The sequence below is a fragment of the Devosia sp. T2-14 genome, assembly GCF_055397495.1.
The window spans coordinates 947,300-967,181 of record NZ_AP027921.1 but is presented as its reverse complement, the minus strand read 5'-3'; the positions used below and the strand labels follow the sequence as shown (position 1 = coordinate 967,181).

Below are 19,882 nucleotides of genomic sequence, written 5' to 3'. Positions count from 1 at the left end.
TGCAGCCCTTGCACGGGGTTTTGTGATGAAGACGGGAGCCACAATGACGGCAGGCGGGCAGCAGGAACGCAGCAAGGGCGAATTGATCGCCTCCATAGCCGGGCGCGTGCCGGGCAGGAACCTGCATGCGCAAGTGCTCTGGCAGATGGGCGTCGCCATTGTCGGCGGGCACTATCCCGAAGGCAGCATCCTGCCCACTGACAGCGAATTGCTGGCCCAGTTCTCGGTGTCGCGCACGGTGCTGCGCGAAGTGCTGAAGACCCTGGCTGCCAAAGGCATGATCGAGGCACGGGCGCGCATCGGCACGCGGGTGCTGCCGCGCCAACGCTGGAACCTGTTCGACACCGATGTGCTGGCCTGGCATTTCGAGACCGGGCCCGATGTCGACCTGCTGCGGAGCCTCTCGGAAGTCCGCATCGGGGTGGAGGTGGAGTCTGCGGGCCTTGCCGCGCTGCGCCGCAGCGACGAACAGGCCGAGGCGCTGATTGCTTGCGCCATCCGCATGGGCGAAGCCACGACCGCCGAACAGTTCGCCCGCACGGACCTGCAATTCCATCGCACGGTGGCCGAGGCGTCGTGCAATCCGTTCATGGCGTCGGTCAGCGCGCTGGTGGAATTTGCCCTGACGGCGGCTTTCACCATCAGCTCGCCGGTGGAAGACGATGCGGCGATGGCCGCGACCGTAAAGGCGCATGGGCGCATTGCCGAGGCCATCAGGGCGGGCGAGCCCGAAGAGGCCCGCGCCGCCATGAAGGCGGTGATCAGTGAGGGTTTTGCGCGCGCGGCCAGCCGTCTCTAGGCACCCGCCTCGATGACCTTGCCGGCAATCATGCGGGCGATGGGAATGGCCGAGGTGGCGGCGGGCGAGGGGGCATTGCCGACATGCAGGCTCCGCGCGCTTTCGGTGAACAGGAAATCCTGCGCCAGCGAGCCATCGCGCATTACCGCCTGGGCGCGGATGCCCGCGGGGCGCTCGACCAGGTCATCGAGTGTCAAGGTTGGACAGTATTTCTGGCAGGCCTTGAGATAGTTGGCCTTGAACAGCGAATTGGAAAACTCGCTCATGGCCGAATGCCAATTGTTGCGGGCGACGCGCCAGAAACCGGGAAATCCCGCAAAATCGAGCATGTCGCGCAAGTCGAACGAGAATTTGGGATAGCCTTCGCGGGCAAAGCCGATCACGGCATTGGGGCCCACGGTCAACCCGCCATCGATCATCGGGGTCAGGTGAATGCCCAGGAACGGCAGGTCGGGATCGGGCACCGGGTAGATCAGGTGATGCACGATATTCCGCCGCTCGGGGCGAATGTCGTAATATTCGCCGCGGAACGGCACGATCTGGTGGTCGATATCGAGGCCCGCCAGCCGCGCCAGGCGGTCGGACTGCAGGCCTGCGCAGGCGATCAGGTGCCGCGCCACATAGCGCAGGCCGCCTGCGGTGATGGCGACATCGGTGTCGGTTTCGCTGATGGCCGTGACATTGGCCCCCATGACGATGCGCCCGCCCGCGCTGCGGATATCGGCGCCCATGGCGTCGCAGATCTGCCGATAATCGACGATGCCGGTTTCGGGGATGAACAGCGCCCCCACGCCCGTGATGTGGGGTTCGCGGGCCGCGAGTTCGGCGGTATCGAGCCTTTCGACCTGGATGCCGTTGAGCTGGGCATTGCCCAGCAGGCTCTCCATGCGTGCCAGCTCGGCCGCGTCGGTGGCGACGATCAGCTTGCCGCGCGTGTCATAGGCAATGGCATGGGTTTCGCAGAACTGCTTGGTGGCGATGGCGCCGGCCTTGCAGAGTGTCGCCTTGAGGCTGCCCGGCTTGTAATAGACCCCGGCATGGATGACGCCGCTATTGTGCCCGGTCTGGTGTTGGCCCAGGGCCGTTTCCTTTTCCAGCAGGACGATGCTGGCGCCGGGGCGCTGGATGGTCAGTTCCCGCGCCGTCGCCAGTCCCAGAATGCCACCCCCGATGATGCAGAAGTCATAGATCACGGCGGCGGTCCTGTGCTCTTGGCGAGGCTGGCCCTTTCGGGCGAGGCCCGTTCATTCAAGCACGGCGCCGCGCGGCGCAAAACTGGAATCAGGCGGTAGCGGGGGTAACGGTCTTCACAACCCAGCGCGTAACCACCTTGCCTTCGTCTTCCTCGATCGCCCGGCAGGTGCCGTGGATGAAGAACTGCTGCTGGCGCAGCGCGATATCGAGGCGCGTCTCACCAACCAGGGCGGGAACGGTGATCGCATCATGGGCGGTTGCCGCGGGCGCGATCAACCGGACATCAGCCTGGCGGAAGCCATGGGCTTCGGCCCATTGGCCGGCGGCGATCTCGACGCATTGACCGATTTCGCTGAGGTCGGCCGTGCCCTTGAAGCCGGTGAGATAGTTGCGGCCTTCGGCAAGGGTGGCGAGAAAATCGGGGATTTCGGCGGCGGTCAGGCGACCATAGCGCGCGCGGTGAGGCATCACGATCAGCGAGGGCGCAAAGTGGCAGCCGCCGAAATGGGTGGTCTGGACCACGTCAAAGCCGAAGGCGGGGGCCTGGTCGCGCAGGGCCTTGTAGATGGGAAAGCCATAGCGGGCGCAGCAGGCGTTGATCTTGGCGTCGGTGCAGCACAGGATTACCGGGCGCGGCAATGCCGGGCCGCTCAACGGCGTGCCGCCGGCCCAGGCGCGGATCAATTCGGCCGCCTCCTGCTGGCTGGACGGCTGGGCGGTGCGGCTATCGGGGAAGGAAATCAGTTCGAGATCGGGGCGCCCGTCGCTCTCGATCAGCCCGACATAGCGGTCGGGGCCATAGGATTCGTGGATGGCGCGCTGCAGCACCGGCTCGAGGCCGGCCGATTCATAGCGCGGCCGCCGCCACTTGCCCTTGGGCCAGCGCAGGAACATGTGGCGGGCAGCCATCGCCCCGGTGCCGGCAAGCGGCTCCTGCTGGGCGATGGCAAGGTCGGTACAAAAAGCGCGTTCAACGCTCATCGAGCTGCGGTCTCTCAGTTGGCCGTCGGGGCGGGCACGCCGTAGATGGCGGCGATTTCGTCGAGCAGCATGTTGGCGCAGTAGATGCCGCCGCCGGTATTCCACACCAGCTCGCTCACGCGCTGGGCCTTGCCGGCCTTGACTGCGTCGAGGGCCAGCCAGAGCGGGTCGCTGAGCCAGTCAGCAAGGTTCGCCTTGGCTTCATCGGGGTCGGCATCGGCCGAGAAGTAGAAGATGCGGTCGCCGGCCATGTCGGGAATGCGTTCCTTCTGCACTTCCTCGGCAAACTCATCCTTGTCCTGGGCAGCGGGGCGCTTGAAGCCGATCTTTTCAAGAATTCCACCAGCAAACGTGTCCTTGTAGTAGATGCGGGTGCGGCCTGGCGAGAAGCGGACCAGCGAAATCTGCTCGTCCAGTGCCGGGCCGATGGCGTCGCCGAGCGCCTTGGCGCGGGCGTCGAAGTCGGCGAGGGCCTTCTGGCCTTCTTCGGCCTTGCCCACGGTTTCGCTATAGAGCGCCAGATTGTCGGGCCAGCTGCCGCTGAGGTCTTCGGCAAAGACGGTCGGGGCGATGGCCGAAAGCTGGTCGTAGATCTTTTCCTGACGCACCTTGTTGCCGATGATCAGGTCGGGCTCGAGGCTGGCCAGCACTTCCATATTGACGGCGTTCTCGGTGCCCAGCGGCACGGTGTCCTTGAGGGCTTCAGCCAGATGGGCATACCAGGGATCGCCGTCCCAGCTCTGTACGGCACCGACCGGCACGACGCCGACGTAAAGCAGCGCCTCAGTCCCTTCATTGGTCAGCATCACGATGCGCTGTGGCGCGTCGGGGACTTCGGTCACGCCCATGGCGTGGGTGATTTCACGGGCGGTGCTGCCGCCGGCAAAGGCGACGATCATGGCCGAGCCGAGCAGGGCCGCGGTGGCAAGGGATTTGAACATCGATACTCTCTCTTCTGAAGACGGTGTCGGTGACAGGGCGATCAGCGGGTGGGGGCCAGGCCGTAAATGGTCTCGATGTCGTCGAGCATGGCATTGGCTGCGATGATGCCGCCGGCCGTGTTCCAGATGGCGTCCGACACAGCCTGGGCCTTGCCGGCCGCGACGACGGGCAGGGCGCTCCACAGCGGATCGGCCATCCATTCGGCGGCAGCGCTGTCGGCGGCGCCATCGCCGGTTTCGTAGATGAAGTAGAACAGGCGATCGCCCTCGAATTCGGGAATGCGTTCCTTGGTCACTTCATCAACGAATTCGTCGCGATCCTGATTGGCGGGGCGGGCAAAGCCGATCTGGCTGAGTACGTTTCCGGCAAAGGTATCCTTGAGGTAGATGCGGGTGCGGCCGGCCATGAAGCGGACCAGCGAGATCTTTTCGGCCTTGGCGTCGCCCAGTTCCTCGCTGATGGCGGCAATGCGCGCGTCATAGGCGGCAAAGGCGGCTTCGGCCTCCGCCGTCTTGCCGACGGCTTCGGCATAAAGGGCCATGTTGATCTTCCAGTCGCCGCGCAGGCGCTCGGAAATCACGGTGGGGGCGATGGCCGACAGCTGGCCATAGATGTTCTCGTGGCGGATCTTGGTGCCGATGATCAGGTCGGGCTGCAGGGCGGCGAGCAGCTCGAGATTGACCGCCGATTCCTCGCCCAGAACGGTGACGTCGGCCATCTGGGCGGCAATGTGGTCGTACCACGGATCACCGAGCCAGGAGCGCACGGCGCCGACGGGGGTAATGCCCACGGCGAGCAGGGCTTCGGTGCCCTCATTGGTCAGGATGACCACGCGCTGCGGCGCGTCGGGCACCTCGGTGACCCCCATGGAATGGGTGACCTGACGGGCCATGGCGGAGGGCGCGATTGCCAGCGCAAGGGCCAGGGTCGCGGCGGTCAGAACAGTCTGGAATTTGCGCATTTGCACACCTAACTTGACAACGAAGGTCATGAATGATTTGAGCAATCACCAGAGTTCAATCTGACTGTCAATATCAAGTTTATCGGGTTCATCCTGACCGCAGCTCTTTCCTCCCGGCAGCCCGTGCCGATGACCTTCATTTACGCCGGGTTGCTGGTCAGCCTGTGCGCCGTCATGCTTGTCAGCATCACCATAGGCTATCGCATCTATGGCCTCGACCAGGTCTGGAATGCCCTGTTTGCCTATGATGGTTCCGAGACCGCGGTGGTCATTGCCAACCTGCGCCTGCCGCGCGCGGTCATTGCCCCGCTGGTGGGCGCCGGGCTGGGCATGGCCGGCGTGCTGGTGCAGACCCTCTCGCGCAACCGCATCGCCTCGCCCGATACGCTGGGGCTCAATGCCGGTGCTTCGCTTGGCGTGGTGATCGCCAGCTTCGGGCTGGGTGTCGGCTCGCTGACCGGTTTGTCGCTGGCCGCTGCCCTAGGGGCGCTGGCCACCAGCCTTCTGGTCTTCGGCATCGCCGCCAGCGCCGGCGGATTGTCGCCGATCCGCATCGTGCTGATCGGCGTCACCATTGCCGGGCTGGGCCATTCGCTGGTCGAAGTGGTGCTGACCACCAATGAGGCCCAGTTGCAGCAATTGCTGTTCTGGCTGTCCGGCGCCTTTGTCGACCGGCCCCTCGCCCTGGCGCAGACTGGCGGTCCGATCATTGCGATCGGTGCGGTGATTGCCCTGTTCCTGGCGCGGCCGCTCGACGCCTTGCAGGCCGATGATTCGACGGCCACCGGCCTTGGCGTGCCGCTCTTCGTAGTGCGCGGCATGAGCTTTGTGTCGGTCTCGCTGCTGACCGGGGCCGCGGTTTCCATGGCGGGGCCGGTGGGCTTTGTCGGGCTGGTGGTGCCCCATGCCGCGCGCTGGCTGGTCGGCCTGCGCCACAGCCGGTTGATCCCGGCAGCCGCGCTGATCGGCGCCATCTATGCGACGCTGGCCGACGTGGTCGCCCGCTTTGTCGTCTACCCTACCGAAGCCCCGGTGGGCGCCATCACCGCCGTGGTGGGCGGGGTGGTTCTGCTGGTCCTGCTCAAGCGGAGGGCGGCATGAGCGACTTTCTTCCCACGGCCAGCCGCAACCGCGCTGCGCTGGCGCTGGGCGGCATTGGCCTGATCTTCGCGCTGCTCAGCCTGAGCGGCGTCGCTTTCGGCTCGACCTGGATTCCGTTCCAGCAGATCATCGCCGTCATCATGGGCGCGGGCGAAAAGACCCAGAACATCATCGTGCTGCAGCTGCGCCTGCCGCGCGTCGTCATCGCCATCCTGGCCGGTGGCGGAATGGCGGTTGCGGGCTTCCTGCTGCAAAAGGTCACCCGCAATTCGCTGGCTTCGCCCGGGGTGCTGGGCGTGATCGACGGCGCCGCGCTGGGCGTGGTGATTTTCCTCGCCGCGCTTTCCAACGAATCCAATGCGCTGGTGACTTCGATTGCCTATCAGCCGGTGGCCGCGGCTTTGGGCGCGCTTGCCGCGATCAGTCTCGTCTTCATCCTCTCGGGGCGGCAGGCCTCGTCTGCCATTCGCCTCTTGCTGTTCGGGATCGCGGTGGCGGCGGTGGCCAAGGCGCTCACGGTCATCCTGATGCTGGTCGGCCCGATCTACCGCACGACCCAGGCGGCGCGCTGGCTGGCCGGGGCGGTCAACGAGGTCAACTGGGGCGAAATCCAGATCACGGCGCTCGCCATGCTGCCGATTATGGTGCTGGTGTTGGTGGCTGCGCGCCGCCTGCCACCTGCTGATCTCGACGAGGTTTCGGCGCGCAGCGTCGGGCTCAACCTGCCGGTCTTCCGCATCCTGATTTTCGGTCTGGCCGCCGCGCTGACGGCGCTGGCCGTCTCGTTTGTCGGTGGCGTCGGTTTTATCGGGCTGATGGCGCCGCATCTGGCGCGGCTGCTGGTGGGGCGCAATGTCTATGCCGGCATCGCGGGCAGTTTCCTGCTCGGCGCCATTTTCCTCGTGGGTGCCGATTTGATCGTGCGCGTGCTGTTTTCGCCGGTGGAAGTGCCGGCGGGCACGGTCACCGCGATCATCGGCGCTCCCTATTTCCTGTTCCTGCTGATGGGCAAGCAACGCAATGACGGATAACAGCTCCAACCATCGCATCGAGTGCGCGACCTCAGCCTGAGCTATGGCAAGGTCGGCGTGCTGCAATCGCTGACGCTGCCGATCGAGCGCGGCAAGATCACCGTGCTAGCCGGGCCCAATGGCTGCGGCAAGTCCACGTTGCTGCGCGCCATCAGGCGCCTGCACAAGCCGGCCAGCGGGCACATTTTCCTCGAAGAGGTCGATATCTCGCGCCTGAACGACAAGGCGTTGGCCCGCCAGATTGGTCTGTTGGCGCAGAGCCCTTCGGCGCCCGAGGACATGACGGTCGAAGAACTCGTCCGGCTCGGCCGCTACCCGCATCAGTCCATGCTGCAGCCCTGGAGCCATGACGATGCAGAGGCGCTCGAACAGGCCATGGCTGGCACGGGCGTCACCGCGCTGCGCCATCGCCGGCTGGGATCGCTGTCGGGCGGGCAGTTGCAGCGCGTTTGGATCGCCATGGTGTTGGCGCAGCAGACTGACGTGGTTTGCCTCGATGAGCCGGTCAATCACCTCGACATGGCCCACCAGCTCGATTGCCTCGATCTGGTGCGCCAGCTCAAGAATGAGTTCGGTCGCACGGTGGTGCTGGTGCTGCACGATCTCAACCTCGCGGCGCGTTATGCCGATCAGTTGGTCTTCCTGCGCGATGGCGTTATCGCCGCTGCGGGATCCCCCGAGGCGCTGATGACCGAACAGACCATTGCCGATGTCTTTGACGTCCGCGCGCGGGTCATCACCGACCCCGTCCACAACCGCCCCCTCTGCATCCCGCTGAGTACGGTCCGCGCCAGCGCGGATTAGCTGATCGCTCTGCGCGACCCCAGGCCTGAACCCCACGCGGTGCATTCTGTTAAGGCGCTGGCGGCTAAATGGGGCGGCATGGGGACCGCGAGCGCATGGCCAAGAAGAAAAGCAATTTTGATCCCGTCGGCTGGGTTATCCTCGGAGCCTTGGCCTTCGGCATCTACCAGTTCGGCATTGCCGACCATGGCGCGACCTCGACTCGCGCCACTGCCAAGCCCCAGCCGTCGGCCTCCGCCGCCCCTTCGAAATCAGCATCGGTGCCTCTCAAGGAACCGCGTTTCGTAAACGTGGCCTCTCTCAACGTCCGCCACACGCCCGACCCGTCGGGCGCCTTGATCATGGCGCTGCCCAAGGGCACCCAATTGAAGGTGCTCGATCGCAGGAATGGCTGGCTCCTAGTGGACCTGAACCCAACCCTGGAAGGCTGGGTCATGGAACGTCTGACGACGACGCAAGCCCCAGGTCGGCGCTACACCCCGCCAGCAAGTGTGAAGGGTTCGCGATAGAGGCTGGCCGGAATGGTGGAGCTGAGCGGGATCGAACCGCTGACCTCGTCATTGCGAACGACGCGCTCTCCCAACTGAGCTACAGCCCCGTTCCGACAAGAAAAAATATCGTCAAAAAACCGGGGGAGGGCAAGGGCCATTGTGGGGCCTTGCCCTGCCCGGGATCAGACCAGTTTGTGGTTCAGCAGCGCCTCGCCGGTGGCGGTGATGGCGGCATCGGCCGAGATCAGGGGGCGGCCGAGCAGGGCGATGGCGGCGGTGGAGTCGAGGCGCTTCAGCACGCCCAGTTCACCCAGATTGGAGCGCACGTCCCGATCGAAGAGGCTGTAGAGGCGGACGGCCCAGTCGGGCATTTCAAAGCGCGGTATTTTCGCGGAGCCCTCGGGCAGGCGGGCGCGCAGGATATTGGCGGCCTCCATGAAAAACAGCGACTTTTCTCCCATCGGGAAGCGCTGACCGCCAGCATCGGGATCGGTCATGGCGGCAACATGGGCGGCGGCGACGTCGCGCACGTCGATGATCACAAGCGGGATGCGCGGCGCGGCGGGCACCGAGCCGTTGAGCAGGCGCTGCACCAGGGTCGCCGAGGTGCCCGGATCGTCGTCGAGCAGCGGGCCTAGAATGGCGCTGGGATTGATCACAGCGAGATCGTCGTGGCGGCCGGCGGCGTCCACCAGCTCCCAGGCCCGGCGTTCGGCGCGGGTCTTGGATTCGACATAGGCGTTGACGGCGCGGCTCTCGAGGTTGGTCCATTCGTCCCGCCCGAACGGGGTGACGCGGTTGCTGTCATGCCCGTAGGCGATGGCAGCCATGGATGAGGTGAGCACGATCCGGTCCACCTTGGCGCGCAGCGCGGCGCTGATGGCCCGGGTGGTGCCGTCGACGGCCGGGGCGATCAGGTCCATCTTGTCTTCGGGCATCTTGAGCACGAAGGGGGAGGCGGTGTGCTGCAGGTAGCGGCAATCAACCATTGCCGCGTCCCAGCCGGTGTCGTCCATCAGGTCGAGCTCTATAAATTCGAGGCGGGAGATGTCGGCGCCGGCCCGGCTCAGGGTGGCGCGGACCTTGTCGGCCTTCCCCAGGTTGCGCACACTGCCGCGTACGGTATAGCCGGCATTGAGCAGCTGGAGGGCGACATGGCCGCCCAGAAAGCCGGATATGCCGGTGAGCAAGACACGGTCGGACATGGTGTTTCTCCCTTCGAATTGAACGATATGTATGATATTCGTTCAATTAGTTCAAGATGGTGAGTCGGAATATTGGTTGAGGCGGGCGTGGACAAGGTGACGGAGAAGCGGCGGCGGATCCTGGATGCGGCGCGGTTTCTGGTGCTGCGGCAGGGCCTGCGCGCCACCACGATGGAGGCGATTGCCCGGGAGGCGCGTATTGCCAAGCCGACGCTCTATGCCCAGTTCGCCGACAAGGACGCGGTGTTTACCGGCATTATCGACGAAATGCTGGGCGATCTGCTGGCCGCCTATGAGGCGGGCATGGCGGGCCCAGGCGATCTGCCCGAGCGGATCGGTGCGGCCCTGGCGGGCAAATATGGGGTGATCAACGCCGTGCTGGCCGGTTCGCCCCATGCCGACGAACTCTATGACGAGCACAACCGGGCGGCGGGGCGGTTTCGCGCGCTGGACGAGCGTGTGCGGGGCGAAATTGCCGCCGAACTGAAGGGTGCAGGGGCCGCCGATGCCGATGGGCTGGCGCGGCTGGTGCTGGCGGGGGCCTATGGCATTGCCCGCAAGCTGGGCCCGGACGAGATCGGGCCGGGGATCAGGCAGCTGTGCCGCAGGCTGATCAGGCCGGCGCTGGACTAGACGCCATCCCGGCCGGGCCGGGATGGCTCAGGATCGCTAGACCTTGGCCCAGCCCCCGGTCTTTTCGCTCTCGAAAACAGCGTCGATAACCTTCATGCTGGCAATGGCGTCGTCGATGCCCCAGGGCAGCGGCCTCTCGCCGAGCACGGCCAGGGCAAAGGCCTCGGCCTGTTCGGTATACTGGTCGGCGGCGGGCAGGATTTCGCGGCGGGCCAGCGAGCCATCAAACGGCGCGCCACCGGTGTCGATGGTAATGGCGGTGCGTTCGTCGGCCGTCGGGTTGAACGGAATGATGATTTCCAGTTTGCCCTTGGAACCCAGTACCTGCACGCGCTGATGGCCGGCAATCTGTGTCGAGACCACAAAATTGAGCTGCCGCCCGGTGCCGAAATCGGCGAGGACGCTGGCCAGCCGGTCGGTCTTGAAATTGGGGTCGCGCTCGACCAGCGAGACGACGCGGCTGGGCTCGCCCTCGAACAGGAAGCGGCCCGCGGTGATCGGATAGCAGCCGATATCCATGATGCCGCCGCCGCCGATATCGGCCTGGTTGCGCACGTTGTTGGGGTCGACATTGTTGTAGCCGAAGACCGCATTAATAGCGCGCACCTCGCCCAGCTCGCCCGAGCGGATGATGTCGCGGGCGCGCAGCCATTGCGGGTGGAAGCGCACCATGAAGGCTTCGAGCACGATGGCTTCGGGCGGGCATTGGCGCAGCGCCTCGGCATCGGCGGCGCTGAGGGCAATCGGCTTTTCGCACAGCACATGCTTGCCCGCCTTGGCGGCGGCCACGGTCATGGGGACGTGCAGGTGATTGGGCAGGGGATTGTAGATGGCGTCGATATCGGGATCGGCAAACAGCTCCTCGTAGGAGCCGTAGGCCTTGGCAATGCCAAGCTTGTCGGCGGCGGCGCGGGCCCGGCCAAGATCGCGCGAGGCGATGGCCACCACTTCGGAATGGGCCGACTTCTGAATTCCAGGCGTCACCTTCTGCATGCCGATATTGGCGGTGGACAGGATGCCCCAGCGGACTTTCTTCGTCGTCATTGTCTTCTCCCTTTGTCGGGAGTGGTTTAGCGGCGGGGCGCGCGGTTGCAAAGACCGGGCGGTCGCCCCACATGGGGATCACACCAATTCGAGGCGATATCCCATGCGCAGTGTCAGCTATGCCCAGTTCGGCGAACCCGCCCAGGTCCTGCAGGTCGAGGAGCGCGACAAGCCCGAGCCAGGCAAGGGGCAGGTGCGGATCAGGCTGGTGCTGTCGCCGATCCACAATCATGACCTGATGACCATTGCCGGCCTCTATGGCATCAAGCCTCCGCTGCCATCGGTCCCGGGCACCGAAGCGCTGGGCGTGGTCGATGCGCTGGGCGAGGGCGTCGAGCATCTCAAACTGGGCCAGCGGGTGATGGGCGGGGCCAATGCCGCCTGGGCCGAGTATTTCATCGGCGAGGCAAACCGGGTCATTCCGGTGCCCGATAGCGTCGATGATGCGACGGCCTGCCAGCTGATTTCCATGCCGCTCAGCGCAAAGATGCTGCTTGCCGACCTCAATGTGCAGGCGGGCGACTGGATCATCCAGAACGCCGCCAATGGCGCGGTGGGCAAGCTGATCAACCAGTTTGCCGCGGAGGCCGGCGTACATGTGGTCAATCTGGTGCGCCGCGATGCCGGCATTGCCGAAATGGCGGCGCTGGGCATTGCCAATGTCGTCTCCACGGCCTCGGCCGGCTGGCGCGATCAGGTCCGGGCTATTACTGGCGGCGCGCCGATCATCCGCGGGCTCGATTCAGTGGGCGGAGACGGGCCTGAAATGCTGCTCAGCGTGGCGGCCGACAGGGCCGAGATCATTTCTTTCGGCAACCTGTCCGGGCAGAATGTGTCGCTCTCGTCCGAAACGGTGCTGTTCAAGCAGGCCAGCGTGCGCGGCTTCTGGGCGGCGCGGCCGCGGGCCAGCCAGCAGGCGATCATGACCATGATCGGCGAACTGGTCGGGGCCGCCGCCAGCGGCAAGCTCACGCTGCCGCTGGAAGCTGTCTATGGTCTCGATCAGGTGCGCGAGGCGGTTGCCGCCAGTGGCGAACCCGGCCGCAAGGGCAAGATCGCCATCCGGGGCTAGCCGGGGATCAGTGCGGTTCCTGCGCGTCGGCCACGCCGAGCAGCCAGTAACCGGCAGCCTTCACATATCCGGGGTTGAAGCCGCGCTCGTCGGTCAGGTGGGCGCGCACAGCCTTGCTCATAGTGCTCTCACCGGCAATGTAGGCATAGGCGTCGCCCGCCGGGAGGGTGGCGGCCTTGACGGCGTCGAGAATGAGGCTGGTGCTGCCCGCAGGCCGGCCATCGCGGTGCAGGTAGGTGATGCTTACATCGGCGGCGCTGTCGAAGCGTTGTTCCTCGGCGGCGTCGGCCACTTCGACAAAGGCGACAACCTTGGCGCCCGCCGGAAGTTCCTCGATGCGGCGGCCGAGGGCGGGCAGGGCGGTTTCGTCGCCCGCCAGCAGATACCAGTCATAGGCGGCCGGGATCACCAGCGAGCCGCGGGGGCCGCCGATCACCAGCTTGCTGCCGATGACGGATTGTGCCGCCCAGGTTGAGGCCGGGCCATCGCCATGCAGCACGAAATCGAGTTCGATCCAGCCGGCATCGACATCCCAGTAGCGGGGCGTGTAGTCGCGCATTTCGGGGCGCGCGCCGGGCCATTGCGCACCATTGGGGCCGATCGGCGCGATGAAGGGCTCGACGCCCTCGGGGAAGAAGAAGGCCTTGATGTGATCGGCATGTCCGAGCGAGGCAAACCCGGCCATGTCACCCTTGAGGCGGAACCGGCGCATCAGCGGCGTGATATCGGTGACCGCGATCACTTCGAGCAGGCGCATGCGGGTGTCGTGGCGAACGCGCTGAGGGGCGCGCGGGTCGATGGTCTCGGACATGCAGTTATTCCTGAATTGTTTTGTCAGGAATTAATCGCTTAGCGCGCGGATTGCAACCATTGCCGGCGGCAAAACCGTGTCGCTAGGCGATCAGTCCAAGCATCCGGTCCTGAGCCTGGCGCAGGGCAAACAGGCGCGTTGAGGTATCGGGCTGGCTATTGGCCGTGGTGAGCAATTCGCCCTTTTTGATCGGCGCGGTCACCTTGCCGCCTTCGAGCAGGCCCACCGGAACGGCCCCGGCCGCGCGGCTGTCGACCACGGTCATGGTGTAGGAGCGGTAGCAGGTCTCCCCGATGGCATCGAGCGGCTCGCCGGGCAGCAGGTCGCGCTTGGCAACGGCGCAGACTTCCGCCACCGGCCGGGCCAGCGGCACCATGTCGGGCTTGCCCTGCAGCATGATGCGGGCGCAGGTCAGCGGCACTTCCAGACTCGTCAGGTGGTAGGGCCGGAAAAAGCTGTAATAGGGGCCGTGGCCGATATGCAGGTCATCGAGCCGTTCGATGATGCGCGGATGCTCGGCCTTGACGATCACGAAGACGCCTGGGGCCACGCCCTTGCCGATGGTGTAGTCGACCACGCCCATCTTGTTGAGAATACCGCCATCCTCGCGGGGGATCAGCACCTTGGCCATGTCGTCGCGATCGGCCTTGGGGCCGTGCATGCCCGGCACGTCGGGCACCAGGCCCGTGGCATTGGCTATGGCGCACATTTCCACGGCTGTCTTGCTGCCGTCGACGAACTCCACCAGCATGCGCGGGTTCATGTTCCGGCGCAGCGCTTCCTCACGATACTCGTCGGGAACGGCGTCATGCTTGAGCGGATTGTTCTTGCCCTTGCCGGCGGCAACGATGGGTAGGCCGAGCGCCGAAACGAATTCGATCAGCTCCATGCAGGAGCTGGGCTCGTCGCCCGCGCCAACCGAATAGACCACACCCAGCCGGTCGGCCTGGGCCTTGAGATAGGGGCCGATGGTGACGTCGGCTTCGACATTCATCATCACCAGGTGCTTGCCGTGCTCCATGGCCGACAGGCAGTAATCGGCAGCAACGCCGGGCTTGCCGGTGGCGTCGATCACCACATCGATATTGGGGGTAGTCACCAGCGTCTCGGCCGAGGTGATGGCAATCTTGCCCGCCTCGATGGCGGCGGTGGCCTGGGCCGGGCTATCGGCTTCGCGGCCCTTGCTGTCATCGCCATAGGCGATGGTCATGGCATCGAGCGCCGTGTGGGGGCGCCGGGTGGCGATGGCCGCCATCTCGATACCCTTCATCAGGCTCATCTGGGTCACGAGGTCAGTGCCCATCTCGCCCGAACCAATGACGCCGACGCGGATCGGCCGGCCACTGTCGGCACGGGCTGCAAGGTCGCGGGCGAAGCCGGTCAGGGCGATATTGGTGGTCATGAGGTGATCCCGATCTAGACGCTAGCGTCTGCGTTACCCCTCTCGCCCTCCCTGCGGCAAGGGGGCAGGTGTCGCATAGTGATCCTATTCGCGGGCCACGCCAATATTGTGCTGTTAACCGGGTGCGTAATCGTCGGTGAGCCCGGTCTGGCTTAGCACTTCTTAAACCGTTGCCGTGGAGACTGCGCATTGGAGTAAACTCCGGGGGCTCGCATCTGCCATGGTCAAAAAGACCACTAAATCCATCGCCTTGCCGGCGATCATCGATCTCGATTCGCTGGACGGTATTCGCGACAGCCTGATCGATGCGATCGAGGACGGGGCAGTGACGCTGACGGCAGGATCTGTTGAGCGCGTGTCCACCAATGCGCTGTTCATGCTGATCAGCGCGGCGGAGACGGCCCGGAAAAACGAACATGAATTTGCGATCGAGAGCCCGAGTGCAGCCCTGACGGCGGCAATCGGGCGGCTGGGTTTGGACGCCCAGTTTTCGGGGATGATGAGAGGATGACGACTTTGCGGGTTCTGACGGTGGACGATTCGAGGACCATCCTCGCTATGCTGCACCATACCCTCAGCAATGCCGGTTTTGAGGTTCTGCAGGCCGAAGACGGCCAGCAGGGCCTGGAAGTGCTGAAGAAGGAAGCGGTCGACGTGGTGATTACCGACATCAACATGCCGGTGATGGACGGGATCGAGTTCATCAAGAATGTGCGGGCAACGGGCAACCACCAGAGCCTGCCCATCCTCATTCTCACCACCGAAACCAGCCAGGACAAGCGCGACCAGGGCAAGGCGGCTGGCGGCACCGGCTGGATCGTCAAGCCGTTCGATCCGGAAAAGCTGATCTCCGTCATCCACCGCGTTGTTCACTGAGTATAAAAACCCAGAAGGGTTGGGCGTGTTCGCATGAGCGATCTCGACGATTTCAAAGCCACCTATTTCGATGAATGCTCGGAGCTGCTGACCGAACTGGAAGAGCAGTTCGCCGCCATTGAGGCCGGCGAACGCGATGCCGACCGGCTCAATGCGGTGTTCCGTGCCATCCATTCGATCAAGGGTGGCGCTGGCGCCTTCGGCTTCTCGGCGCTGGTCGGGTTTGCCCACGCCTATGAAACACTGCTCGACTATGTCCGCGACGGCCGCATCGAGATGAGCGACGACGTGGTGACGCTGTGCATCCGCGCCAACGACATCGTCGCCGATCACGTCAAGGCCGCCCAGACCGGCGTCGCCCTGCCGGCCGACTACGGCATGGACGAGAAGGAGCGCTTCGACGCCCTGGCGCGCGGCGACGCCGCTGCTGCAGGGGATGAAGACGGCGAAGCCATCGACGAGTTTGACATCGAATTCACCCCGATCATGGTCGATATCGAGGATACGGCCACCGAGAGTTCTGCCGAGGCATCTCCGATGCAGATCGAGCCCGGCCACTGGAGCATCCGCTTCACGCCGCACCGGGCGCTCTATGCCCGCGCCAATGATCCGCTGCTGCTGTTCCGCGAACTGGCGGTGCTGGGCGAGATGAGCGTGCGCGCCATGCTGGAAGAGATTCCGGCGCTGGCCGATTTCGAGCCCTTCGCGGTCTATTGCGCCTGGGAGATCACCATTGTCTCCCCCACCCTCACCGAGACGGCGATCCGCGAGGTCTTCGAATTCGTCGATGGCGATTGCGATATCGTCATCAGCCAGCTGGGTGGCCTGCCGACCTTCGAACTGCCGCCGGCTGCCGCGCCGATGAGCCTGCTCGACATGGTCGAGCCCGAGACCAGCCTCGTGGCCTCGGACCATCCCGACCGCGCCGATCTTCTGGCGCTGGGAGAGGAGGAAGTGGCCAACCTGCTCGATTTCACCACCGAGCCCGATTTTACGCCCGAGCCAAAGCCCAAGCCGGTCACTGCGCAGGACGCGTTCGAGGAAACGCCGGCCCCCAGCTTTGCCGAGCTGGCCGCAACGATCGAGCAAAGCCCGGTGGCCAAGCCACCCGCAGCTGCGCCGGCCCGCAATGCTCCCGTGGCGCCGCCTCCGGCCGCCGAGGGGGACGAAGGCGCCGGGCGCGCCGTGGGCGTGCAGTCCATTCGCGTCGATCTCGACAAGGTGGATCGCGTCGTCAACATGGTGGGCGAGCTGGTGATCACCCAGTCCATGCTGACCCAGCAGATGGATGAGACCCTGCGCGCCCGCTATACCGAGCTGGTGCGGGGCCTTGAAGTGCTGGCCCAGACCACCCGCGGCCTGCAGGACTCGGTGATGGCGATCCGCGCCCAGCCGGTCAAATCGGTGTTCAGCCGCATGCCGCGCCTGGTGCGGGAACTGGCCAGCAAGACCGGCAAGAAGATCAAGCTCGAGACCATCGGTGAGAACACCGAAATCGACAAGACGGTCATCGAGCAGCTCAGCGATCCGCTGACCCACATGATCCGCAACTCGGCTGACCACGGCATCGAGAGCATCGAGAAGCGCCTGGCCAGCGGCAAGACCGAAACCGGTACGATCCGGCTCTCGGCCGAACAGGCGGGCGGCAATATCCTGATCATCGTCGAGGACGATGGCGCCGGCATCAACCGCGAGCGTGTGCTGCAGGTGGCGCGCGATCGTGGCGTCGTGGCGCCCGACGTCAACCCGACCGACGAGCAGATCGACCAGCTGATCTTTGCCCCCGGCTTCTCGACCGCCGAGGCGCTCAGCGACATTTCCGGCCGCGGCGTCGGCATGGACGTGGTGCTGTCCAACATCAAGAAGATTGGCGGCTCGGTGCATGTCCGCAGCTGGACCGGCAAGGGTACGCGCATGACGCTGCGCCTGCCGCTGACGCTGGCCGTGCTCGATGTGATGCTGGTCAAGGTCGGCGAGTCGCCCTATGTGGTGCCGCTCTCCTCGATCGTGGAAACCATCCAGTGCTCGCGTGCTGCGTTCGAACGCGTGCCGAGCGGCGGCCAGGTGCTGCAGGTGCGCGGCGAATATGTGCAGGTCATTGACCTAGCGCAGCGTTTCGCCATGGCCACCGATGCCGAGTCCGAAAACCGCTTTGTCGTGCTGTGCGAGGCCGATGGTTCGGCCAAGGTGGCGCTCATCGTCGACGACATCATCGGCCAGCAGCAGGTGGTGATCAAATCGCTCGAAGAGAATTTCGAGCGCGTGGAAGGCATTGCCGGCGGCACGATCCTGGGCGACGGCAATGTCGCGCTGATCGTGGACGTGCAGGGCCTCAAGACAACTATTGTTCACAAGAACGCGGCCTGAAACCGCCGCTTGGTAATTGCGTAGCCGGCCAGAAGGGCGGCAGAAAGGCTTGAGAATGGAAGCGCTTGGACTGCGTGACGACATGACCGACCGGTCAGCCATCGCCGCCCAGAATTCCCTGCAGTTGATCGCCTTCTCCATCGGCGACCAGACCTACGGTGTCGAGATCACCACGGTGCGCGAAATCCGCGCCTGGAACGGCGCGACGCCCCTTCCCAATACCCGCGAATTCGTGCGCGGCGTGATCAACCTGCGCGGCACCATCGTGCCGATCTTTGATCTGCGCGCCCGCTTTGGCGATGGCCAGACCTCGCCCACCAAGAACCACGTCGTGGTGGTGATGAGCGTTGGCGACAAGTGGGTCGGTATTCTGGTCGATGCGGTCAGCGACATCCTGACCGTCTCGCGCGATGACATCCATGTCGTGCCCGAAGGCAATTCGGTCGATACCGAACTGCTCAACGGCATTGTCACCCATGACAGCCGCATGGTCGGCCTGATCGACCTGCACGCGGTGGTCAGCGGCGCCAAGATGGACGCCTGATCCAACCGGTCCGAGCAGAAATCCCAAGGGCGCCGCTGGCGCCCTTTTTCGTCGAGACGGGAGCAGACGACGATGCACAAGGGTTCGTGTCTCTGCGGCGCGGTGACGTTTGCGGTCGCGGGAGACTTGCCCCCGGCGACGGCCTGCCATTGCACCATGTGCCGCAAGAGCACCGGCCACTACGAGGCCGGGGTGGACGTCGACAAGAGCGCGGTGACGATAACGGGCGGCGACAAGGTCCCCTGGTTCCAGTCGTCGGAAAAGGTGCGGCGTGGCTCTGCTCGATCTGCGGCTCGCCGCTGTTCTTCGATCCGCTCCACCTCGACTGGATCGGCCTGATGCTGGGCGCCTTCGACACGCCGACCCACACCAAGCTGGCGCAACACATCTACGTCGCCGACAAGGGCGACTATTACGAGATCACCGACGGCCTGCCGCAGAACCAGCAGTGAGCAGACAAACAAAAGGCGCCTCGCGGCGCCTTGATGTGCTGCTGGCTGGAGGGTTCAGAACAGTTCGGCGTCGCCGTGGCTCTGGCGGGCAGCAATGCCGCTGAGGGCGGGCACCCGCAACTCGTCCAGCGTCAGGCTCGACCAGATTTCGTCATAGACACTGTCGGGCGCGGTGGGCGGCAGCAGGGCAAACTGGCGCACGGCCAGCGCCATATTGTGGCAGCGCTGTTCGATGCGATCCTGCCCCTGCAGGGCGGTGACGATCATCTGCATGGCCTGGGCGACCGAGGGATCCTTGCTCAGGTTCTTTTCTGCGAGGATTTCAAGCGCCTCAGTGATGCCTTCTAGCATCGATGCGGTCTGGCGCGCTGTCTCATCGAGTTCTCTCGCGAGTTTCTGCAGTGACATTAAAGCTGAATCCTAGTCCTGTTCCGGCCAACCTATCGCATTATTCCTAAAGCTCTCCTTGCCGGAAGGCGAGGCTCCCCGGTGCTCGGTCGGCGTGGTTAGCAATTGAATAACGAGTTCTCCCCTACAATGGTGCGAACGGGCTGCTGGGGTTGCAAGACGACTATGGGACTGCCGAATTCTCTGCCACCCGACTTCGATCGTGGGGTGGTTACGACCGTCCACCAGGGCGACTGCCACGTTTCCGATGCCATCGATCTCACCTATTCCACTGTCCTGGGTTCCTGCATTTCCGCCTGCGTTCGAGACCGCGTCGCCAATGTCGGCGGCATGAACCACTTTCTGCTCGCCGAGCAGTCGGGCAGCGCCCGGGATCGCTACGGGGCCTCGGCCCGCTATGGCGCCTTTGCCATGGAACAGCTGATCAACCGGGTTCTGACGCGCGGCTCGCGCAACAAGGCCAATCTCGAGATCAAGCTCTTTGGCGGCGGCAAGATCAATTCCTCGCTCGACGATGTCGGCCGCAAGAATATCGAGTTCGTGCGCCAGTTCCTGCTCGATGAAGGCTATGTCGCCGCCAGCGAGGATCTGGGCGGCACCTTCGCCCGCCGCGTGCTGTTCAAGCCCTATTCGGGTCGCGCCTTCGTGCGCCGCCTCGATAGCGAGCTCGGCAATAATGTGGCGCTTGAGGAAGCCGCAATCGCGCGCCGCCGCATCATTGTCCCGGCCCAGAGCGACGACATCGAACTGTTCTAGCGGCTGCC

22 protein-coding genes and 1 tRNA gene are annotated in these 19,882 nt (G+C 64.8%); 13 read left to right on the top strand and 10 right to left on the bottom strand.

Translation table 11 applies throughout. The features are described 5' to 3' along the window. The first annotated feature begins 25 nt into the window (after positions 1-25). Positions 26-799 (top strand): FadR/GntR family transcriptional regulator, encoded by a 774-nt coding sequence (locus ACZ5WT_RS04725; protein ID WP_464286234.1) that lies wholly within the window; start codon positions 26-28, stop codon positions 797-799. Here the strand turns inward: ACZ5WT_RS04725 and lhgO are convergent. The 4 genes from lhgO to ACZ5WT_RS04705 form a co-directional block, all read right to left on the bottom strand. Beyond that, positions 796-1,989 carry an L-2-hydroxyglutarate oxidase gene (lhgO, locus tag ACZ5WT_RS04720; protein WP_464287149.1) on the bottom strand — a complete coding sequence of 398 codons (1,194 nt, stop codon included), beginning with the start codon at positions 1,987-1,989 and terminating at the stop codon, positions 796-798. The two genes, ACZ5WT_RS04725 and lhgO, sit on opposite strands and share 4 nt — an antisense overlap. Positions 1,990-2,080: 91 nt before the next feature. Next, on the bottom strand, positions 2,081-2,974 hold the full coding sequence (locus ACZ5WT_RS04715) for a sucrase ferredoxin (RefSeq protein ID WP_464286233.1): 894 nt from the start codon (positions 2,972-2,974) through the stop codon (positions 2,081-2,083). Between the two features lie 14 nt (positions 2,975-2,988). Further along, positions 2,989-3,915 carry an ABC transporter substrate-binding protein gene (locus tag ACZ5WT_RS04710; RefSeq protein ID WP_464286232.1) on the bottom strand — a complete coding sequence of 309 codons (927 nt, stop codon included), beginning with the start codon at positions 3,913-3,915 and terminating at the stop codon, positions 2,989-2,991. A gap of 41 nt (positions 3,916-3,956) precedes the next feature. Further along, positions 3,957-4,877: an ABC transporter substrate-binding protein gene (locus ACZ5WT_RS04705; RefSeq protein WP_464286231.1), complete on the bottom strand. Its 921-nt coding sequence runs from the start codon at positions 4,875-4,877 to the stop codon at positions 3,957-3,959. A gap of 129 nt (positions 4,878-5,006) precedes the next feature. Between ACZ5WT_RS04705 and ACZ5WT_RS04700 the strand changes: the two genes are divergently transcribed. The 4 genes from ACZ5WT_RS04700 to ACZ5WT_RS04685 all read left to right on the top strand — a co-directional run bounded on the left by ACZ5WT_RS04700 (position 5,007) and on the right by ACZ5WT_RS04685 (position 8,322). Then, positions 5,007-5,978 carry a FecCD family ABC transporter permease gene (locus tag ACZ5WT_RS04700; RefSeq protein WP_464286230.1) on the top strand — a complete coding sequence of 324 codons (972 nt, stop codon included), beginning with the start codon at positions 5,007-5,009 and terminating at the stop codon, positions 5,976-5,978. Continuing rightward, on the top strand, positions 5,975-7,009 hold the full coding sequence (locus ACZ5WT_RS04695; protein WP_464286229.1) for a FecCD family ABC transporter permease: 1,035 nt from the start codon (positions 5,975-5,977) through the stop codon (positions 7,007-7,009). Before ACZ5WT_RS04700 ends, ACZ5WT_RS04695 begins: the two co-directional genes overlap by 4 nt. 21 nt (positions 7,010-7,030) lie before the next feature. Next, complete coding sequence (locus ACZ5WT_RS04690) at positions 7,031-7,813, top strand: ABC transporter ATP-binding protein (RefSeq protein ID WP_464286228.1); 783 nt, start codon at positions 7,031-7,033, stop codon at positions 7,811-7,813. 95 nt (positions 7,814-7,908) lie between these two features. Then, entirely contained in the window at positions 7,909-8,322 is a 414-nt protein-coding gene (locus tag ACZ5WT_RS04685; RefSeq protein ID WP_464286227.1) for an SH3 domain-containing protein, read from the top strand. A 13-nt stretch (positions 8,323-8,335) separates the two neighbouring features. On the opposite strand, the gene ACZ5WT_RS04680 is transcribed toward ACZ5WT_RS04685, so the two are convergent. Further along, positions 8,336-8,411: transfer RNA gene (locus ACZ5WT_RS04680), tRNA-Ala, on the bottom strand. 75 nt (positions 8,412-8,486) lie between these two features. Continuing rightward, entirely contained in the window at positions 8,487-9,509 is a 1,023-nt protein-coding gene (locus ACZ5WT_RS04675) for an NAD-dependent epimerase/dehydratase family protein (RefSeq protein ID WP_464286226.1), read from the bottom strand. Between the two features lie 87 nt (positions 9,510-9,596). On the opposite strand from ACZ5WT_RS04675, the gene ACZ5WT_RS04670 reads away from it, so the two are divergent. After that, on the top strand, positions 9,597-10,142 hold the full coding sequence (locus ACZ5WT_RS04670; RefSeq protein WP_464286225.1) for a TetR/AcrR family transcriptional regulator: 546 nt from the start codon (positions 9,597-9,599) through the stop codon (positions 10,140-10,142). 36 nt (positions 10,143-10,178) lie between these two features. Here ACZ5WT_RS04670 and ACZ5WT_RS04665 read toward each other — a convergent pair whose 3' ends face one another. Then, a complete protein-coding gene (locus ACZ5WT_RS04665; protein WP_464286224.1) occupies positions 10,179-11,186 on the bottom strand; it encodes a Gfo/Idh/MocA family protein in 1,008 nt (335 codons plus the stop codon). 103 nt (positions 11,187-11,289) lie between these two features. On the opposite strand from ACZ5WT_RS04665, the gene ACZ5WT_RS04660 reads away from it, so the two are divergent. After that, entirely contained in the window at positions 11,290-12,258 is a 969-nt protein-coding gene (locus ACZ5WT_RS04660) for a zinc-binding dehydrogenase (protein ID WP_464286223.1), read from the top strand. Between the two features lie 7 nt (positions 12,259-12,265). Here the strand turns inward: ACZ5WT_RS04660 and ACZ5WT_RS04655 are convergent, their stop codons facing one another. Both ACZ5WT_RS04655 and ACZ5WT_RS04650 read right to left on the bottom strand, forming a co-directional pair. Next, a complete protein-coding gene (locus tag ACZ5WT_RS04655; protein WP_464286222.1) occupies positions 12,266-13,069 on the bottom strand; it encodes a siderophore-interacting protein in 804 nt (267 codons plus the stop codon). Between the two features lie 82 nt (positions 13,070-13,151). After that, positions 13,152-14,471 carry an NAD(P)H-dependent oxidoreductase gene (locus ACZ5WT_RS04650; RefSeq protein ID WP_464286221.1) on the bottom strand — a complete coding sequence of 440 codons (1,320 nt, stop codon included), beginning with the start codon at positions 14,469-14,471 and terminating at the stop codon, positions 13,152-13,154. 220 nt (positions 14,472-14,691) lie between these two features. Between ACZ5WT_RS04650 and ACZ5WT_RS04645 the strand changes: the two genes are divergently transcribed. The 5 genes from ACZ5WT_RS04645 (at position 14,692) to ACZ5WT_RS04625 (ending at position 18,597) form a co-directional block, all read left to right on the top strand. Further along, positions 14,692-14,982: an STAS domain-containing protein gene (locus tag ACZ5WT_RS04645; RefSeq protein ID WP_464286220.1), complete on the top strand. Its 291-nt coding sequence runs from the start codon at positions 14,692-14,694 to the stop codon at positions 14,980-14,982. Beyond that, entirely contained in the window at positions 14,979-15,347 is a 369-nt protein-coding gene (locus ACZ5WT_RS04640; protein ID WP_464286219.1) for a response regulator, read from the top strand. Before ACZ5WT_RS04645 ends, ACZ5WT_RS04640 begins: the two co-directional genes overlap by 4 nt. Positions 15,348-15,380: 33 nt before the next feature. Continuing rightward, the gene (locus tag ACZ5WT_RS04635) at positions 15,381-17,714 is read left to right on the top strand and encodes a chemotaxis protein CheA (protein WP_464286218.1); all 2,334 of its coding nucleotides are present in this window, start codon (positions 15,381-15,383) and stop codon (positions 17,712-17,714) included. A 55-nt stretch (positions 17,715-17,769) separates the two neighbouring features. Then, positions 17,770-18,258 (top strand): chemotaxis protein CheW, encoded by a 489-nt coding sequence (locus ACZ5WT_RS04630; protein WP_464286217.1) that lies wholly within the window; start codon positions 17,770-17,772, stop codon positions 18,256-18,258. Between the two features lie 72 nt (positions 18,259-18,330). Beyond that, a complete protein-coding gene (locus ACZ5WT_RS04625) occupies positions 18,331-18,597 on the top strand; it encodes a GFA family protein (protein WP_464286216.1) in 267 nt (88 codons plus the stop codon). Between the two features lie 167 nt (positions 18,598-18,764). On the opposite strand, the gene ACZ5WT_RS04620 is transcribed toward ACZ5WT_RS04625, so the two are convergent. Continuing rightward, complete coding sequence (locus ACZ5WT_RS04620; RefSeq protein WP_464286215.1) at positions 18,765-19,118, bottom strand: hypothetical protein; 354 nt, start codon at positions 19,116-19,118, stop codon at positions 18,765-18,767. Between the two features lie 165 nt (positions 19,119-19,283). Here ACZ5WT_RS04620 and ACZ5WT_RS04615 point away from each other — a divergent pair, with 165 nt between their 5' ends. Then, a complete protein-coding gene (locus ACZ5WT_RS04615; RefSeq protein WP_464286214.1) occupies positions 19,284-19,874 on the top strand; it encodes a chemotaxis protein CheD in 591 nt (196 codons plus the stop codon). Positions 19,875-19,882: the final 8 nt, after the last annotated feature.

What these genes read in the sequence shown, in the direction of transcription:
- ACZ5WT_RS04725 (WP_464286234.1), top strand. Translation starts at nt 26, where the DNA reads ATGAAGACGGGAGCCACAATGACGGCAGGCGGGCAGCAGGAACGCAGC.
- ACZ5WT_RS04715 (WP_464286233.1), bottom strand. Translation starts at nt 2,974, where the DNA reads ATGAGCGTTGAACGCGCTTTTTGTACCGACCTTGCCATCGCCCAGCAG.
- ACZ5WT_RS04710 (WP_464286232.1), bottom strand. Translation starts at nt 3,915, where the DNA reads ATGTTCAAATCCCTTGCCACCGCGGCCCTGCTCGGCTCGGCCATGATC.
- ACZ5WT_RS04705 (WP_464286231.1), bottom strand. Translation starts at nt 4,877, where the DNA reads ATGCGCAAATTCCAGACTGTTCTGACCGCCGCGACCCTGGCCCTTGCG.
- ACZ5WT_RS04700 (WP_464286230.1), top strand. Translation starts at nt 5,007, where the DNA reads ATGACCTTCATTTACGCCGGGTTGCTGGTCAGCCTGTGCGCCGTCATG.
- ACZ5WT_RS04695 (WP_464286229.1), top strand. Translation starts at nt 5,975, where the DNA reads ATGAGCGACTTTCTTCCCACGGCCAGCCGCAACCGCGCTGCGCTGGCG.
- ACZ5WT_RS04685 (WP_464286227.1), top strand. Translation starts at nt 7,909, where the DNA reads ATGGCCAAGAAGAAAAGCAATTTTGATCCCGTCGGCTGGGTTATCCTC.
- ACZ5WT_RS04675 (WP_464286226.1), bottom strand. Translation starts at nt 9,509, where the DNA reads ATGTCCGACCGTGTCTTGCTCACCGGCATATCCGGCTTTCTGGGCGGC.
- ACZ5WT_RS04665 (WP_464286224.1), bottom strand. Translation starts at nt 11,186, where the DNA reads ATGACGACGAAGAAAGTCCGCTGGGGCATCCTGTCCACCGCCAATATC.
- ACZ5WT_RS04660 (WP_464286223.1), top strand. Translation starts at nt 11,290, where the DNA reads ATGCGCAGTGTCAGCTATGCCCAGTTCGGCGAACCCGCCCAGGTCCTG.
- ACZ5WT_RS04655 (WP_464286222.1), bottom strand. Translation starts at nt 13,069, where the DNA reads ATGTCCGAGACCATCGACCCGCGCGCCCCTCAGCGCGTTCGCCACGAC.
- ACZ5WT_RS04650 (WP_464286221.1), bottom strand. Translation starts at nt 14,471, where the DNA reads ATGACCACCAATATCGCCCTGACCGGCTTCGCCCGCGACCTTGCAGCC.
- ACZ5WT_RS04645 (WP_464286220.1), top strand. Translation starts at nt 14,692, where the DNA reads ATGGTCAAAAAGACCACTAAATCCATCGCCTTGCCGGCGATCATCGAT.
- ACZ5WT_RS04640 (WP_464286219.1), top strand. Translation starts at nt 14,979, where the DNA reads ATGACGACTTTGCGGGTTCTGACGGTGGACGATTCGAGGACCATCCTC.
- ACZ5WT_RS04635 (WP_464286218.1), top strand. Translation starts at nt 15,381, where the DNA reads ATGAGCGATCTCGACGATTTCAAAGCCACCTATTTCGATGAATGCTCG.
- ACZ5WT_RS04630 (WP_464286217.1), top strand. Translation starts at nt 17,770, where the DNA reads ATGGAAGCGCTTGGACTGCGTGACGACATGACCGACCGGTCAGCCATC.
- ACZ5WT_RS04625 (WP_464286216.1), top strand. Translation starts at nt 18,331, where the DNA reads ATGCACAAGGGTTCGTGTCTCTGCGGCGCGGTGACGTTTGCGGTCGCG.
- ACZ5WT_RS04620 (WP_464286215.1), bottom strand. Translation starts at nt 19,118, where the DNA reads ATGTCACTGCAGAAACTCGCGAGAGAACTCGATGAGACAGCGCGCCAG.
- ACZ5WT_RS04615 (WP_464286214.1), top strand. Translation starts at nt 19,284, where the DNA reads ATGGGACTGCCGAATTCTCTGCCACCCGACTTCGATCGTGGGGTGGTT.